The organism is Clostridiales bacterium, assembly GCA_030016385.1.
GTDB lineage: Bacteria > Bacillota > Clostridia > Clostridiales > Oxobacteraceae > JASEJN01.
The window spans coordinates 1-17,169 of sequence record JASEJN010000065.1 but is presented as its reverse complement, the minus strand read 5'-3'; the positions used below and the strand labels follow the sequence as shown (position 1 = coordinate 17,169).

Sequence of the window (17,169 nt, the reverse complement as noted above, 5' to 3'; positions counted from 1 at the left end):
CAAAACTTTCATAATGCTCATTCGTTGTTCAAAATAGCATAATCCTATTTATGCCCGGGCCTGGTTTCAAATTACGAATTGAAGTTAGAAATACTTTGATTCATAATCCTATTTATGCATGATTTCAAACTGCGGATTGAAGTTAGAAATAGCCGGTTTTGCTTTGAACGGCGTAAACAATGCGGAAGGGTTTTAGACCTTGCTAATGAAGTTGGTGGATTAATGTGAGTATACTTAAGTATAAAGAAAAATATGAGTCGGATTTATATAAGCTTTATTGCAAAGCTCATAAGATTCATTTCGATGAAGAAAAGAAAAATACCGAAGATAAAACTTTTTACAGTTTTAACAATTTTGAAATATATCTGCTGTCCATAAATAAAAGGCTAAAGGGATATGTAATATTCTCAAAATCTTATTCTTTTTTTGGTAATAATGTAATAGACATCGATGATATTTTCATAGAAAAGGACTACTGTAATTATTCAAATTACTGTATGCTGATTGAATCCATCAATAAAGGCTTTTTCAGAAAGAAATACAAATACTGCAAGTTAGCTTCCAGGGGAAAAAGAGATAAGAAGCTGGTGGCATTGTTTGACCTGAAGCCTATTAAGATAATGTACGAGATGCAAATAAATCTCAACAATTTTAAGGAAATATATATGGATGATCCAAAGATCATAACTTTTAAAAGGGGAATAGATGAACTTAAAAGAGCAGAAGTGCAAAATTCTATTTTTTCTGATTCCGATGAACATGTGGACTGCAGTGTAAATGATATATTATATGAAGAAAAGCAGGATTTTTTTATTGATGACGGGTGCTTTTTCCTTAATATTGATGGGATCACAGCAGGTTATTCCCAGATAATTATAGAAAAATCCTCGAATCCAAAACCATATATCGTAAATTTCGGCATCGTTAAGAAATACAGGAAACAAGGGCATGCGAAGGAGCTTTTGAATCATACTCTGGGCATAATAAAAAGAAAGGGCTTCAATAACGCATATGTAATGGTAAATGCCGGCAACATAAAAGCCTATAATCTATACAAGGGTTTTGGATTTCATAAGGTAAGCACACTGTGCTGCTATCTTTTCAAATATTAGGTTAAGTGCACAAATATTATTTATTGTTCTTTCCATAATATTTTCAAATATAAAATATGTACCTTATTAGATGCGTTTATAATATTTTTTATAGAGTTGGGGAAAATACTGTAAAGATGAAAAAATTAAATCATATAAATCGAACAAAGAATAAGATAAGCCGGGGTGATAATACGAACAGTATTGAACAATTAAAATCAATTGCCATGCAGTGCGACCATTTTACGCCTGCAGACAATGGCATGCTGAATTCGAGCGAAGTGGAAGACAATGGCATAAACTGCACAATGTGCGTACATTATGATAACGGAAAATGCAAAATTATCGATACTATTTTGACCAGTATGGACCAAACATAGAATATACCTTATTTGAAGCGAATAAAGGAGCGATATTTCCCATCCTTTATTCGCTTTTCTTGTAAAATAAATGCGCATGTTAACAAAAGCCGAAATTACTTAGGGCATGTCAAAGATAAAATATGCATTATTTCCCTGTTATATAAAAATAAATTGGGAATGCTATTACTGTAAAAAAGCATTTTGCAGAATTGAGAATGAAAGGATGTTGTGAATGAAGCTTGCAATATTGATAGCATTGGCACCGGCAATAGCATTATTGGTATATATTTATCAAAAAGATAGATACGACAGGGAGCCTCCATGGCTTCTGTTTAAAATCTTTTTCTTCGGAGCACTTGCATCTGTTCCCATATATTTTATAGAAAGAATTCTTTCATCATTTAACATATTCCCGGGGATATTATCTGTCCTCTATACTGCATTTATTGTGGCAGGGCTGACTGAGGAATATTTTAAAAGGTTTGTCGTTGTCAAACTTGCATGCATGGATAAAAGCTATAATGAAAAACTGGATGGTATTATTTACTGTGCTTTCTCAGCCCTCGGTTTCGCTACTGTCGAGAATATCATGTATCTTATAAGAGGGTTTTCCAATTTTGTTTATACGGGTATAACAAGGGGAATATTTGCCGTTCCCGCTCACATGCTTTTCGGAATAACAATGGGGTATTATCTGTCATTATCCAAATTTGCGGCTGATAAAAATGCCGGAAGATTGAATTTCAGAAAGTCGCTCTTAGTCCCGATAATACTTCACGGTACATATGATTTTATACTGATGAGCAGGTATACATACCTGTTGTTTGTCTTTATAATATTCGTAATATATTTGTGGAGGATTAATCTGATTCGATTAAACGAATATATAAGGGATTCAAAATTAGAAAACGATAAAAGCTAAAATCCGCCGCATGAATATTATTTGAAGAATATTACAGACTCTAGATACTTCGAGCTTGGCGATTGAAATAATATTTTTCAAATATAAAATATGCAGCCGTATTGAATCTTCGATTCGCAATTTGAGATGTTGAATATATAATATATTTGCGCCGACTGTACCAATATTGTATAATATACAATATTGAATATTTATTGCGAGGAAGTGTTTCTATTGAAAAAATATATGATAGAGACATGGGGCTGCCAGATGAATGAAGAGGATTCCGAAAAAATGGCCGGCATGCTAAACAGCATGGGGTATGAGAGCACTGGCAATAAAGAGGATGCCGATATCATTGTATTTAATACATGCTGTGTAAGAGAAAATGCAGAATTAAAAGTATATGGGAACCTCGGAATACTTAAAAACTTAAAAAAAAGCAAACCGGATCTTGTGATTACCGTATGCGGATGTATGATGCAGCAAAAGGGGATGGCTGAAAATATAAAGAAAAACTATCCTTTTGTGAATCTAATATTTGGAACGCATAATATACATAAATTTCCACAGCTATTAAATAATGCGATGCAGTCGCAAAATGCCATAATCGATTTAAGCGAGGATTACAATATCGAAGAAGGCATTCCGATTAAGAGGGAAAGCAAAATAAAAGCTTTTGTGACGATTATGTACGGCTGCAATAATTTTTGCACCTATTGTATCGTTCCGTATGTAAGGGGCAGGGAGAGGAGCAGAAAACCTTCCGATATAATAAAAGAGGTTAGCAATCTCTCGGAGGAAGGATACAGGGAAATCACCCTCCTCGGGCAAAATGTCAATTCTTACGGCAAGGGACTTGATGAAGATATCGATTTTGCAAAACTTTTGACAAGGCTAAGCGATGTCGAAGGGATAGAGAGGATTAGATTTATGACATCCCATCCCAAGGATATCTCATATGAGCTTATCGATGTGATCAAAAACTGCAGTAAGGTTTGCAAGCATGTGCATCTTCCACTTCAATCAGGCTCCTCAAGGATTTTAAAGCTCATGAACAGGAACTACTCAAAGGAAAAATATCTTAAGATTGCAGATAAATTGAAATCGGAAATACCGGGCATAGCGCTTACTACCGATATAATCGTAGGGTTTCCCGGTGAAACTGAAGAAGATTTTGAGGAAACGCTGGATGTTGTAAAAAGGGTGAGATTTGATTCGGCATTTACTTTCCTTTACTCCAAAAGAGAAGGTACGCCTGCATTCAAAATGAAAGAGCAGGTTGATGAAAGAGTTAAACACGAAAGGTTTAACAGGTTGCTTGAGCTTGTAAACAGCATAGCCCTTGAAAAAAACAAGGAGTATGAAGGCAAAACTGTAAGAGTGCTGGTTGAAGATATTAGCAAAAACGATGGGACCAAGCTTATGGGAAGAACAGATACGGGAAAACTCGTGAATTTTTCATTCGAAGGCTATAATGCCGATGATTTGTTTGGAAAAATAGAAGATGTTAAAATAGAAGAGGCCTTTACATGGTCTTTAAATGGCAAAATTGCAAAATAAGGGGGCATCATGATGGCTAATGTAACTCCTATGATGCAGCAGTATCTCGAGATAAAAGAAAAATACAAAAGCTGTATACTTTTTTTCAGAATAGGTGACTTTTATGAGATGTTTTTTGAAGATGCAGTTAATGCATCCAGAGAACTCGGACTTGTCCTAACCGGAAAGGATTGCGGAATGGATGAGAGAGCCCCTATGTGCGGAATACCTTTTCACGCTGCCGATTCATATGTCAAAAAGCTGGTTGAAAACGGCCATAAAGTTGCCATATGCGAACAGATGGAGGATCCGGCAAAAGCAAAAGGCATAGTTAAAAGGGATATAATAAAGATAATTACACCCGGAACAATTACCGATACGAATATGCTTGATGAAAATAAAAACAATTATATAATATGCGTATATGTGAATAAAGAAAATTATGGTATATCGTATTGCGACATATCCACAGGGGAATTTCATGTTACTCAGATAAATTATGCAGGGGAGCAAAAACTTGCAGATGAGATAGCAAGATTGAATCCTTCTGAAATAATATACAACAGCGAATTTTCCAAAAGTCAAAAATATATCAAGTATATAAATGAAAGGTTCAATATTTCATTGAACCCGTACGACGATGAAGCGTTTGAATATAAAAAATGCAGTGAAAAAGTGTACAGCCAGTTTAAGAATTTTGACAGGAAAACCAATTTAAAATTCGGGATATGTGCCTGCGGCGCCCTTTTAAGTTATATAGAGGAAACTCAGAAAACCGATTTATCTCATATAAACATCATGGAAGTTTATTCCGTAGGTGATTTTATGATGCTCGATCTGTCTACGAGAAGAAACTTGGAGCTAACAGAGACGATCAGAAACAATTCAAAAAAATATTCTCTTCTCTGGGTCCTCGATAAAACATATACGGCGATGGGGGCAAGGATGCTTCGAAGATGGGTTGAAGAACCCCTTATATCCTCAAAAGATATCGTCCGCAGGCAAACCGCTGTAGAAGAGCTTTTAAATAATGTCTACATGAGAGAAGTATTAAAGGAAAAGCTTAAGGGAATATATGATATAGAAAGACTGATAGGCAAAATAGTGTATGGCAATTTAAATGCAAGGGATCTTATATCGCTAAAGCAATCGATTTCACTGCTGCCAGGATTAAAAAAATGCATAAGCGAATGCAAATCACCTATGCTTAAAGATGTTTTCAACAAAATGGATGTGCTTGATGATATATACAGTTTAATAGACAAAGCTATAGCAGACGATCCTCCCGTATCGATTAAAGATGGTTTTATTATAAAAGGCGGATACAATGAAACTGTCGACAAGCTGAGGACCGCTTCCGTTGAGGGAAAAAACTGGATCGTTAAGCTTGAAGAAAAAGAGAGGGAAAGTACAAATATCAAATCCCTCAAGGTCGGTTACAATAAGGTTTTTGGATATTATATCGAAGTCACAAAAGCAAATTTGAATCTCGTTCCTCAGGACAGATATATAAGAAAGCAGACTCTGGCAAATTCCGAAAGGTATGTTACTCCCGAGCTTAAGGAAATGGAATCCACCATACTTGGAGCCGAGGATAAGGTTGTACAGATAGAATATGATCTGTTCTGTGATATAAGGGAAAAGATTCGCTCTCAAATTGAAAGAATGCAGAATACGTCATGGGCGGTTTCAACTGTAGATGTGCTTTGTTCCCTTTCAAATGCGGCGAGTGAAAACGATTATGTGAAGCCTGAGATTACACAGGACGGCACCATAACAATAAAAGACGGAAGGCATCCTGTCATCGAGAAAACACTCTCTTATGGCATGTTCGTTCCCAACGATACGATACTGGACAATGATCAAAACAGGATAGCGATCATAACCGGACCTAATATGGCCGGCAAGAGCACATATATGAGGCAGGTCGCTTTAATAGTCATAATGGCTCAGATCGGGTCATTCGTGCCTGCAAGTTATGCAAAGATAGGAATAGTAGATAAGATATTTACAAGGATCGGTGCATCTGACGACCTGTCGTCGGGGCAAAGCACATTTATGGTGGAGATGTCTGAGGTGGCAAACATACTGAACAATTCAACCAGAGACAGCCTTATTCTCCTGGACGAAGTGGGAAGGGGAACAAGCACATACGACGGTTTGAGCATAGCATGGTCCGTAATAGAATATATAAGCGATAAATCGAAAATAGGTGCCAAGACGCTATTTGCGACACATTATCACGAATTAACAGAACTTGAAGGCAGGGTAAGCGGGATAAAGAATTATTGTATATCCGTAAAAGAACATGGTGACGATATTATTTTTCTGAGGAAGATTATGAGAGGCGGCGCGGACAGAAGCTATGGAATACAGGTAGCGAAGCTTGCAGGCCTTCCGGATGAAGTGATAAAAAGGGCTCGAAGCATAGCCGATAAACTTGAAGAGAATGACATAAACAAGCGTAACGAAAACAACAATAAGATAAAGGAAGAGGTTGCTGCAGATTCAGATAAAGAAAATTATATGCAGTTGGACTTTTTCGGGGTGAGAAATTCCGGCATAATTGATAAACTTAGAAAGATCGATATACTTAAAATAACACCTATCGATGCCATTAATATGCTGGATAAGCTGATAAAAGAAGCTAAATTCAAAGATTAGAGGTGGGTAAAATGGGCAAAATACATATTCTCGGGGAAAATATTTCAAACAAAATAGCTGCGGGTGAAGTAGTCGAAAGACCGGCTTCGGTTGTAAAGGAACTGGTTGAAAACTCGATTGATGCCGGTGCAAATTCCATAACCGTAGAGATAAAAGACGGCGGAACTACTTTTATAAGGGTCTCCGACAACGGAAGCGGAATGGATATGGATGATGCCAAAAATTCATTTATAAGGCATGCTACAAGCAAGATAAACAGCGAAGACGATTTAAGCAGCATCAAAACCCTTGGGTTCAGGGGAGAAGCACTCGCAAGCATCGCCGCCGTATCCCACGTCGATATGCAAACTAAACTGAAACAGGAAACGTACGGTACAAGAATAGAAATCCACGGTGGAATATATAAATTTGCAGGAAGTACGGGCTGCCCGGACGGGACAACGATCACCGTCAGGAATTTATTTTTCAATACACCGGCAAGACTGAAATTTTTAAAGAAGGAATCGCGGGAAGCTGCACTGATATCTGATATTGTGCTGAAGCTTTCTCTGTCCAAGCCTGAGATAACCTTTAAATATATAAATAATAAGAAGTTGATTTTCAATACGCCCGGCAATAATGACTTGAAAAGTACGATACTTTCACTTTATGGCAAGGAATATCATGATTCATTAATAGATGTATCATATAAAGGGAATATACTCTCTATAGCAGGTTATATAGGGAGGCCTGAATCAGCCAGGTCCAACAGAAACTTTGAGACATTCTTCGTCAACAACAGATATATACAGAACAGGATGCTGTGCGCGGCTGTGGAGAATGCTTATAAAACATATCTTCCGGTAAATAAGTTTGCATTTTGCATACTTTTTATTTCGATTTGCCCGGAGTTTGTAGATGTAAACGTACATCCCACTAAAGCAGAGGTAAGGTTTCAAGATGAGAGAGAGGTATTTTCAGCGGTATTTAATACCATAAGAAACGGTCTGGCAGGGGAAGTTATCATACCTGAATTTCAGGAAAGGGAAATGCCTCAAAAATTTGAGCAAAAAAAGTTTTACGAGGATATAAGTTCAAAGGAGACAGGCAAAGTCAATGATATTGCTCTGGAGCGGAATGAATACAGCAAAGTATACAGGCCCGTAGAGGAGTTTAAAATTGAAGACGGTGAAAAAACAGATAATGCTCCTGAGGAAGTGCGTGATGATGGAGTGCGTACGGAAAGCAGAAATTTAATACCGCCACTTATAATAATAGGCCAATGCAATAGCACCTACATACTTGCCCAGGGACCGGACGGATTATATATAATCGATCAGCATGCTGCCCATGAGAGGGTATTGTTTGAAAAGTTCAAATCCTCTTTTGAAAGAGGAGGTATTAATTCCCAAAAATTATTGACTCCATTTGTTATAGAGCTTACACCACAAGAAATAGAGATATTAAAAGAAAATATGGAAATTATGAAAAAAATAGGTTTTGAAGTTGATTTTTTTGGCAATAATTCAGTTATGCTGCGTGCTGTTCCGATAGTATTCGGCGAACCACAGCTTAAAAAGCTATTTATGGAAATATTAGATTTAGCAAACGGAGGAAATACATCCGCTAAAAGCACAATAGATAACATATTATATACGATGGCCTGCAGGAGCGCCGTAAAAGCAAACGATAAATTGAATAACATAGAAATGGAAGGATTGGTTAAAATGCTGAGACAGGCTGCTAATCCATATACATGTCCCCATGGAAGGCCCACGATAATCAAGATAACGGAAAAAGAATTAGAGAAAAAGTTTAAGAGGATACAATAGGAGATGCCGAATTGGATAAGCCATTAGTTATAATATTGGGGCCTACGGCTGTTGGAAAAACAAAAATATCGATACAGCTTGCCGGATTATTGAATGCAGAAATAATTTCTGCAGATTCCATGCAGGTTTATAAGTATATGGATATCGGCACGGCAAAACCTTCAAAAGATGAGATGCAGGGAATAAAGCATCATTTGATAGATGTTGTATATCCGGATGAAGAGTTTTCGGTAGCTTTATACAGAAAGCTTGCAGGAGAAAAAATAGATGATATATTAAGCCGCCATAAGCTGCCTATAGTGGTAGGCGGCACCGGGCTATATATCAAGTCACTTACCCATAATCTGAATTTTGCAGGCGTTGTATGCGATAAGCCTTACAGGGAAGAATTGCAGAAAGCCGCGAAGCTTTACGGAAATGAATATGTGCATAATATGCTGAAGGACAAAGATCCTGATTCATTCAAAAGGTTGCATGCAAATGATTTGAAAAGGGTCATAAGGGCTCTTGAAGTATTTAAGCTTACGGGCAAAACAATGCCTGATTATAGAAGCCAGACAAAACTTGCGCCGGGCGAATATGACACCTGTGTGGTAGGGCTCATGATGGATAGAAAGAAACTTTATGAAAGGATAAATTCAAGAGCAGATAAAATGATCGAACAGGGACTTGTAGATGAGGTTAAAAGACTTTTAGACATGGGATACAGCAGAGATTTGACTTCCATGCAGGGCCTTGGATACAAGGAAATAATACCATATTTATTCGGCGAATGCTCTTTAGATGATGCGGTATATAAATTAAAAGAATGCACGAGGCATTTTGCCAAGCGCCAGATTACATGGTTTAAAAGAGAGGATTTGATTTACTGGATAGATGTCGATGATTTTACAGATGAGAATTCCATAGTTCAAAATATTGCTGACTATGTTGCAGGAAAACTCAATTTAGTATAGAAATAATTATAAAAGATTTTCGGAGGGTGATAATAATGAACAAGGTTAATAATAATCTACAGGATGTATTTCTAAATCAGGCAAGGAAGGGACATATACCTGTATCCATACATCTTGCAAACGGCTTTCAAATTAAGGGATACGTAAAAGGGTTTGACAACTTCACCATAATACTGGACAGCGAAGGGAAGCAGCTATTGATATATAAACATGCAGTATCGACGATTTCCCCGCAGAAGCCTGTATTATTCAATACGTCAGAATCGGAATCAGAAGACGTTCCTGAAGAAGAAAAAACAACAGAGGAGTAATTGCCATAAACCGCCCTATTATGATAGAATATTCATTGTGACAACTGGAGGGTGGTATAGATGTTATCATGTTCAAAAGAATATCTGACGGATGCATTTCACATAAATAAGAAGTTATGTGAGTTATGTGAAAATGCCGAAAGCGATATAAGGCAAAGGTTTGAAGCAATAGATGAAATAAAGGAATACAACCAGTATAAGGTATTGAACTCTTTTCAGAAGAATAGAATATCGGATGCACATTTTACATGTACAACGGGATATGGATATGGAGATATAGGCAGGGATGCTCTTGACAGGGTGTATGCCGATATATTTGGCGCTGAAGACTGTCTGGTAAGGCCCCATTTTGTTTCAGGCACACATGCTATATCGGTGGCCTTATTTGGCAATTTACGGCCGGGAGACACGCTGCTGTCGATAACAGGCAAACCTTATGATACTCTGGAAGATGTAATCGGCATAAAGAAGAGTCCGGGGTCGTTAAAAGAGTATGGCATAAATTATAAGCAAATAGACCTGACACCCGAAGGCAAATTCGACTATGGTAAAATAGCTGCTTTGCTAAAATGCGATAAATCTATCAGCATGATAGAAATACAGAGATCCACCGGCTATGGATGGAGACCATCCTTAAGATTGAAAGATTTAGACAAGATAATAAAATTTATAAAGGATATACGAAATGATGTAATCTGCTTTGTGGATAACTGCTATGGCGAGTTTATAGATATACATGAGCCGACAGAAGTAGGGGCCGATATTATTGCAGGGTCTCTTATCAAAAATCCCGGAGGCGGTATTGCTCCAACAGGCGGCTACGTAGCTGGAAGGGCAAAATATGTGAATAATGCTTCTTTCAGGCTTACAGCCCCAGGAATAGGCCGTGAATGCGGTTCTACATTTGGAGTAATGCGTCAGTTTTATCAAGGTTTGTTTTTGGCGCCTCATATAACGTCTGAGGCATTGAAAGGTGCTGTTTTCTGCTCCAAGATATTTGAAATGTTGGGGTTTGAAGTTAGCCCTAAAGCGGATAGCCCGCGAAGCGATATAATACAAGCCATAAAGTTCAATAACAAAGATATGTTGATATCTTTCTGTCAGGGAATACAAAAAGGTTCTCCGGTAGATTCGTTTGTTGATGCGGAGCCGTGGGATATGCCTGGATATAGCGATAAGATTATAATGGCGGCAGGCGGCTTTATACAGGGTTCATCCATAGAATTGAGCGCAGATGCTCCCATAAGACCTCCATATGTAGCATATCTTCAAGGCGGACTGACATACGAACACGCAAAGGTCGGAATACTTATAGCACTGCAGAATCTTTATAATAAAGGGTATATTAAGATATAAATTAAAGCCACTTCAAATTTGAAGTGGCTTTAATTTATATCTTTCTAAAAAGCCCTATAACTTTTCCCAATATTACAACATCATTCGAAATAATAGGTGACATGCTGGAATTCTCAGGCTGAAGCCTTATATATCCATCTTCCTTGTAAAAAGTCTTTACAGTGGCGCTATCATCGATAAGAGCTACAACAATTTCTCCGTTTTCTGCCGTATTCCTTTGCTCGACGATAAGATAATCGCCGTCCAATATGCCGGCTTCAATCATGCTATCTCCCTGTACCTTCAATATAAATGTCTGATTGTTTGTTCTTATAAAATCCATAGGCAAAGGAACGACATCCTCAACGTTTTCAACCGCAAGAATCGGCTCACCGGCTCTAACTTTCCCTACGACAGGTATATCAATCATTTCTTTTTTATTATTTTGAAACTCATCCAGCACCTCTATGGCTCTTGGTTTTGTAGCATCCCTTCTAATCAGACCTTTTTTTTCAAGCCTTTCAAGATGTCCATGTACGGTGGAGGTAGATCTCAAACCGACTGCTGCGCCTATCTCCCTTACGGAAGGCGGATAACCTTTATCATTTATTTCTTTTTTTATAAATTCAAGTATTTGTATTTGTTTGTTATTTTTAGTAGTACTGCTTTCCAACATAATGCACCTCACAAGTTTCACATGTCATATTTCGTATGCCAATCATGTCATATTTAGCATGACATAAGGAAATAATTTATATACATTATAACATATGGAAAATATATTGACAAACTTATGTTCGAGTAGAAGATTTTTAAATAATATGCTTGACATAGAACATATGTTCTATTAAAATAAAGATAATAAGGCGAACACATGTTCTGCAAAAATGGGGGTATATGCAATGGGCAAACTTTTTAAAAGGAAATTCTTATACATATTGCTTATCATATTTGTCACAGTTTCCGTTAATGTAATTTTAGCAAAAGGGGCCACAAAGAGGGTGCCGGCGGTAAAAATAATAACTGTCGAAAAGGGCGACACCCTCTGGAGCATTGTTAAAAATAATTGTACAGATAATATAGATATAAGAAAAGCTATATATGACATCAAGAAATTAAATTATATGGAATCCTCAAACATAATGCCGGGTCAAAAGATAAAGATACCTTCCGCACTATACAGGTAATCAATCTTCCCTGAGCTTCACAACTTTTGCTGCCATTCTTCTTTTTTCATCGTCGATGGCAGCATAGTGCTTTTTAGTAGTGTTAACATCCTTGTGCCCCAGTACATCTGCGACAAGATATATATCACCGGTTTCCCTGTAAAGATTGGTACCATATGTGCTTCTGAGCTTGTGAGGGGATATATTCTTTAAATTGGTGACTATTCTTGTATACTTTTTTACCAGATTTTCTACGGTTCTAACACTTATTCTTTTCCTTTGAAGGGAGATAAAAAGCGCATCTTCGTGTCCTGATATTGTCCTTATTTTATTTCTGTCCTTCAGATATTCAATTAGAGTATTTTTGACCTCGTTGCTGAAATATAATATAACCTGGTTTCCGCCTTTTCTGGTGATCTTAAAACCATTTATTTTAAAATCGATATCGGATATATTTATTCCTACAAGTTCGCTTACTCTTATGCCTGTTCCGAGAAACAGAGTCAGTATTGCAAGGTCCCTTAAGCGTGTGTATTTCTGATATCTAAGCTGTGTATCCGTAAGTTTATCTCCGGATTCTACAGTATCGAGGAGATTTGCAACCTCATCAACCTCCAGCCTTATAATGGGTTTTTGCTTAATCTTTGGGGTTTCAACGAATAAAGAGGGATCTACCTTGATTTTATGCCTTTTATAAAAATATTTATATAAGGACCTTATGGAAGATAACTTTCTCGCTTTGCCTTTATTATTATTGGAATACTCATATGAAACATCAGGATTATTAGTATCACTCCTGGTATATAGATTTAAATATTCAAGGAATAATTCAATATCATCTGAGCTTACACGTTCAAGGTCATTAATGGAGATATCGCGTAATTTTTTTTGCTTGAAATATTCATTGTAGTCATGAAGGTAGTTAAAGAATATGCCAAGATCGTAAGCGTAAGCAATTCTTGTCATAACGGAGGTCGTAGGCTCAATGCCTATAAAATACTGTCTGCACAGTCTGGGCAATTTGTCTACCAATCCTCTTAACTTTAAAGTTCTGCGCTGTTTTAATTCTTCCTGATAAGTTGTATCTGCAAGCATAAATATCACCTCAAAAATTTATTGATAAAAAACAATTATCTTGTATTTATTATACAATAGGGGGTTAAAAAAATCAATACTATTCGTAAAACCTGCGTTTTACGAATAGTATTGTGCCGTCAAAAACGGTCGTCAAAAGATCTCCTACTCTGTTTTGGTACCATAACTTCAGTTTTTACTAAGAATCCAATTTAGGTGACTCAATGAAAGATTATCCTATAACTGTGTGTACCTGAAAGTGTATGTACAATCGTCAAATTATGATTATTATACAATTTGCCGTCAACATAAACCTTATTAATTATATAACCCATATCAATCAAATCTATATCTCCCTTGCCATTGACTTCATTAAGGGTAAGTATCTTGTTTTTAAACTGCACTTTGTCCAAATCCCAATAAGGCATATCGCAAACAATACCAAAAACACCTGGATTAGTCCCTTTATACCAGTTGATTTTTACAGTTTTACTTGGATGGATGCTGTTAAAAAGCAAGTATGATGGAAGATAAAGAGATTCAACCATCCATACAGGCTTAGAATAATCCATCTCGTAATTATAAGGCGGCTGAGTCTCTAATATATTTACAAATCCCTTTGGAGAATTAATATTATCCCCTTTTTTAAATCTATTTACCAAAACCTTGATAATAGTATTATCTTTATCTCTGTATTTATTATCACCTGTTGCGTTAGAAAGACTGCCATAACCTACCGGATACTGCAGCACAGCATATCCAAGTTCAGAGTCACTATCATTTTTATAATATTTACCCGTTTTATAAAGCTGATGGGGAATCATATGATTTTTAACATCAAAATCGTCTATGATTGTATGATTCGCATTTATAATACATTTATTTAGTATATCTGTATTTTGTCCGTTATAGAAAATATCATTTGCTTCCAGAAGAGTCCCCAAAAATAATCCGTGCATTATCCCAACTGTTTGCATAATAGGTTTACCCTCCACACTGCTTACGTATCTGAATGCACCTCCGTTTATCTGTGTATCCCATGTTCCATTTAATACAGCATTAATATATAATTTTGCTATGTTTTTAATGTGTTTATCATTTGTCAATTGATAAGCTAAAGTTAAACCGCGTATATAAGCCCCACCCATATCGTCATATCTGAAATATTGGTATGGATAAAGAATTTCCCCAACTCTATTATTTCTAACATCATAAACTTCAGAGATTAGATTCGTAGATTTGTTTCTTGTATTCCAAATAGAATTTAGTATTGAAATAGCTTTATCCCTATATTCAGTTTTATCTTTATTGACATCATAAGCAAATAATAAGGCTTGAGCAACACTTACGCTCTGGCTGCCAAGCTGGCTTTCATAGCTGAAAACAGAATCTTTAACCGGCTGGCCTGTTACGTCATTTATACGAAACCAAGCAAGATTATTTTGTTGGTTAAGACCATATTTTATGAGGCCATTAGCAAGTCTATCCAATAAAGGAATAAAAGATTTATCAATTTTTGCAAGATAGGATATGTACTCTATAACACTTGCTTGTCCATTGGTCCCCGGAGATATGGTATGAATATCAATGATTTTTTTATCATCTAAAGAGTAATATGGTAATAATCCATTATCAGGCAGGATTTTATCCAGTAATTTGGCTGTGTTCTCAGCAATATTTAAATACCTGTCGTCACCAGTACCCATATAAGTTGATATACATGCTAATCCTGTTATAAAATCGACAACTTTTTTACATTTTTTGTAATCATTTAAGTTATTTGTATAATTAAATCTTTCTAAAGAGCCGGTGTTGCTATAAAACATATAAGGAATGCCATTATATGTTAAAATATTTAGACCTTCATATATCCAATCCTTTGATTTTTCGGCCTCCTTATAAGTTAGCATACGATTTTTGATTTCAGAATCTGTTACTGCTATATTAGCAGTATGTCTGATATTTAATACTACAATTGTCATAGCTGCTAAGGAAACAAATATAACTGTATATGAAATAAGTTTTATAATCGTTTTTTTCATTAATGATATATCTCCATTAAATAAAATATAACCTCATTAATTTAAAACAGCCTCCTATAATGTTCTCACTATAGGAGACTGTTCTTACAGACTTTATTTTTTATTCGGGAAGTTTTTTGTAGTATCTTCAACAGCTGCTTTAAGAGGGTCCACGAGTTTATATTCTGATTTATCTGCCTTTGTAAATACTTTATCATCTATGTTTGTATTTAACTTCAAAGAGGTAGTTTCCAATGATTCTGTTACTTTTCCGGTACTATCATATATTTCCTCTTTTAATAAAATACCTGTATTTTTTTCCACCCACCATTTAAATTTTGTACCAAGTTTTTTATGGTAATAACTATCTAAATCACCAGTTATAACGTAAGTATCATATCCCAATAATTTATCACTGCTTGTGATATCCCATTTATTGTAATCCTTAAGGAATCCAAGTATGGCTTCCTGCGGGAAAAGACTAGTACGTGACATTTGCATGCATGCTGGATTACTCCTATATTGATAAACTGGCACATTATCCTCCATGGAATATCTATCTTTTACATTATATGGTACATTATCATGTATTGGCTCTTTTACTTCACTTTTTACATTTCCTGTCGCAGTTTTCACACTAGTATATTCCTTTTTTTCAATATTATATTTTTCAAGTTTATTTATATTTCCATCATATATAGTAACAGTAGTTGTACCATTAGGACTTTTGGCTTCTTCATAACCTGAAGGAACACCTTTTAGTCTTACTTTATAATCAATTGTTGATTTCCCGACTTTTGTATTTAAAACGAAACTGCCTTCGGCACTGCTAAAATTATCAATACTGTTCCCCATTAGATTTTGTACTTTTTGCTTAAGCGCTGTATCTGTAGCTTTAGCTGGTTTTAATAATAATGTACCTGCAACAAATAATGCTAGTGCTACACATAAAACTGGTATTAACAATTTTTTATTTTTCATTATTTTTACTCTCCCTCTATAATCTTTAATTTTCTTTAAATATCTCACTCATTCTTAGATTTTCATAATTTACAAAGCAACCCTCACTCTATAAAATTTAATTATTTCATTCTAATTATAAATCTAATGCTAATTTATGTTAATATATAAATTATATACATTTCATACAATCTTTATTAATTTGTATAATAGACTTCTATGCAATCTGCAGCAATTGGCCGGAAATCATCAAAAGCTGGTTTAACTATAATATCAAAATATTGATTTGGAATTATTGGATGTTCCCAATATAATTTATTCCATCCATATTGAGCTGTATTTTGGTCAATGCTAGATATATAAGCAAAATGACCACTTGAATCTAATATATAATAATCAGCCATTGATACCGGCTGGTCATCCCATAAATAGACTCTCATATCTGTTAACTCATTAACATGTGATGAATATGAAGTCCAACTATAGTAATAATCAGAGCTGTATATACCATTATACTGACGCTCATCGCCCCAATATGGCTGAAAACCAGGACTATTATAGTTCAACGTTGATAGATAAGCCCAACCACCACGCTTATAATTAACAAATCCTTTACTAGTAGTATCGTTATCAAGACATGCATATACTGTACTAGCAGATACATGTATTGTATTAACGTTCATAACAAGGATCATAATTAATAGCATTGAAAATATTATTTTCCAAGCTTTTGATTTCGTTATCATTAACTTACCCTCCTCTTTTATTATGTAGTACTCGAAATATTGATATACTATCAAAAATTTTATAATTTTTTGTATTTTTTCCTTTTTATATTTCTTCATATAACTTGCTATTTTTATATATAAACATTAAATAAATAAGAAGTAATAGCAATTATTATGAAGTTTATCTTAAAGTAATTTAATCTGTTGTGCTAACTGATTATTTAGGGTATTAAGGAATATTATGGTA

General features: G+C 35.5%; 15 protein-coding genes. 10 read left to right on the top strand and 5 right to left on the bottom strand.

What is annotated here, in order from left to right; genetic code table 11:
- Positions 1 to 224: 224 nt before the first annotated feature.
- The 9 genes from QME45_12590 to QME45_12550 all read left to right on the top strand — a co-directional run bounded on the left by QME45_12590 (position 225) and on the right by QME45_12550 (position 10,994).
- On the top strand, positions 225 to 1,112 hold the full coding sequence (locus tag QME45_12590) for a GNAT family N-acetyltransferase (protein ID MDI6619485.1): 888 nt from the start codon (positions 225 to 227) through the stop codon (positions 1,110 to 1,112).
- Positions 1,113 to 1,228: 116 nt separating this feature from the next.
- The gene (locus QME45_12585) at positions 1,229 to 1,471 is read left to right on the top strand and encodes a hypothetical protein (GenBank protein ID MDI6619484.1); all 243 of its coding nucleotides are present in this window, start codon (positions 1,229 to 1,231) and stop codon (positions 1,469 to 1,471) included.
- 214 nt (positions 1,472 to 1,685) lie between these two features.
- Positions 1,686 to 2,375 carry a PrsW family glutamic-type intramembrane protease gene (locus tag QME45_12580; GenBank protein MDI6619483.1) on the top strand — a complete coding sequence of 230 codons (690 nt, stop codon included), beginning with the start codon at positions 1,686 to 1,688 and terminating at the stop codon, positions 2,373 to 2,375.
- A gap of 225 nt (positions 2,376 to 2,600) precedes the next feature.
- Positions 2,601 to 3,917 (top strand): tRNA (N6-isopentenyl adenosine(37)-C2)-methylthiotransferase MiaB, encoded by a 1,317-nt coding sequence (gene miaB, locus QME45_12575; GenBank protein ID MDI6619482.1) that lies wholly within the window; start codon positions 2,601 to 2,603, stop codon positions 3,915 to 3,917.
- A 12-nt stretch (positions 3,918 to 3,929) separates the two neighbouring features.
- Positions 3,930 to 6,560, top strand: a complete 2,631-nt coding sequence (gene mutS / locus QME45_12570) for a DNA mismatch repair protein MutS (protein MDI6619481.1) — start codon at positions 3,930 to 3,932, stop codon at positions 6,558 to 6,560.
- 11 nt (positions 6,561 to 6,571) lie between these two features.
- Positions 6,572 to 8,371, top strand: a complete 1,800-nt coding sequence (gene mutL / locus QME45_12565) for a DNA mismatch repair endonuclease MutL (protein ID MDI6619480.1) — start codon at positions 6,572 to 6,574, stop codon at positions 8,369 to 8,371.
- An 11-nt stretch (positions 8,372 to 8,382) separates the two neighbouring features.
- Positions 8,383 to 9,327 carry a tRNA (adenosine(37)-N6)-dimethylallyltransferase MiaA gene (gene miaA / locus QME45_12560; GenBank protein ID MDI6619479.1) on the top strand — a complete coding sequence of 315 codons (945 nt, stop codon included), beginning with the start codon at positions 8,383 to 8,385 and terminating at the stop codon, positions 9,325 to 9,327.
- A 35-nt stretch (positions 9,328 to 9,362) separates the two neighbouring features.
- Entirely contained in the window at positions 9,363 to 9,638 is a 276-nt protein-coding gene (hfq, locus tag QME45_12555) for an RNA chaperone Hfq (protein MDI6619478.1), read from the top strand.
- 60 nt (positions 9,639 to 9,698) lie between these two features.
- Positions 9,699 to 10,994: a methionine gamma-lyase family protein gene (locus QME45_12550; protein MDI6619477.1), complete on the top strand. Its 1,296-nt coding sequence runs from the start codon at positions 9,699 to 9,701 to the stop codon at positions 10,992 to 10,994.
- A gap of 34 nt (positions 10,995 to 11,028) precedes the next feature.
- Here the strand turns inward: QME45_12550 and lexA are convergent, their stop codons facing one another.
- A complete protein-coding gene (gene lexA / locus QME45_12545) occupies positions 11,029 to 11,649 on the bottom strand; it encodes a transcriptional repressor LexA (GenBank protein ID MDI6619476.1) in 621 nt (206 codons plus the stop codon).
- A 226-nt stretch (positions 11,650 to 11,875) separates the two neighbouring features.
- On the opposite strand from lexA, the gene QME45_12540 reads away from it, so the two are divergent.
- Positions 11,876 to 12,160: a LysM peptidoglycan-binding domain-containing protein gene (locus tag QME45_12540; protein MDI6619475.1), complete on the top strand. Its 285-nt coding sequence runs from the start codon at positions 11,876 to 11,878 to the stop codon at positions 12,158 to 12,160.
- Here the strand turns inward: QME45_12540 and QME45_12535 are convergent, their stop codons facing one another.
- From QME45_12535 to QME45_12520, 4 genes are all read right to left on the bottom strand, one after another.
- A complete protein-coding gene (locus tag QME45_12535) occupies positions 12,161 to 13,234 on the bottom strand; it encodes a tyrosine-type recombinase/integrase (GenBank protein MDI6619474.1) in 1,074 nt (357 codons plus the stop codon).
- A 200-nt stretch (positions 13,235 to 13,434) separates the two neighbouring features.
- Positions 13,435 to 15,255 (bottom strand): hypothetical protein, encoded by a 1,821-nt coding sequence (locus QME45_12530; protein MDI6619473.1) that lies wholly within the window; start codon positions 15,253 to 15,255, stop codon positions 13,435 to 13,437.
- 93 nt (positions 15,256 to 15,348) lie between these two features.
- Positions 15,349 to 16,215 carry a hypothetical protein gene (locus tag QME45_12525; protein ID MDI6619472.1) on the bottom strand — a complete coding sequence of 289 codons (867 nt, stop codon included), beginning with the start codon at positions 16,213 to 16,215 and terminating at the stop codon, positions 15,349 to 15,351.
- A gap of 176 nt (positions 16,216 to 16,391) precedes the next feature.
- A complete protein-coding gene (locus tag QME45_12520) occupies positions 16,392 to 16,940 on the bottom strand; it encodes a hypothetical protein (protein MDI6619471.1) in 549 nt (182 codons plus the stop codon).
- Positions 16,941 to 17,169 lie beyond the last annotated feature (229 nt).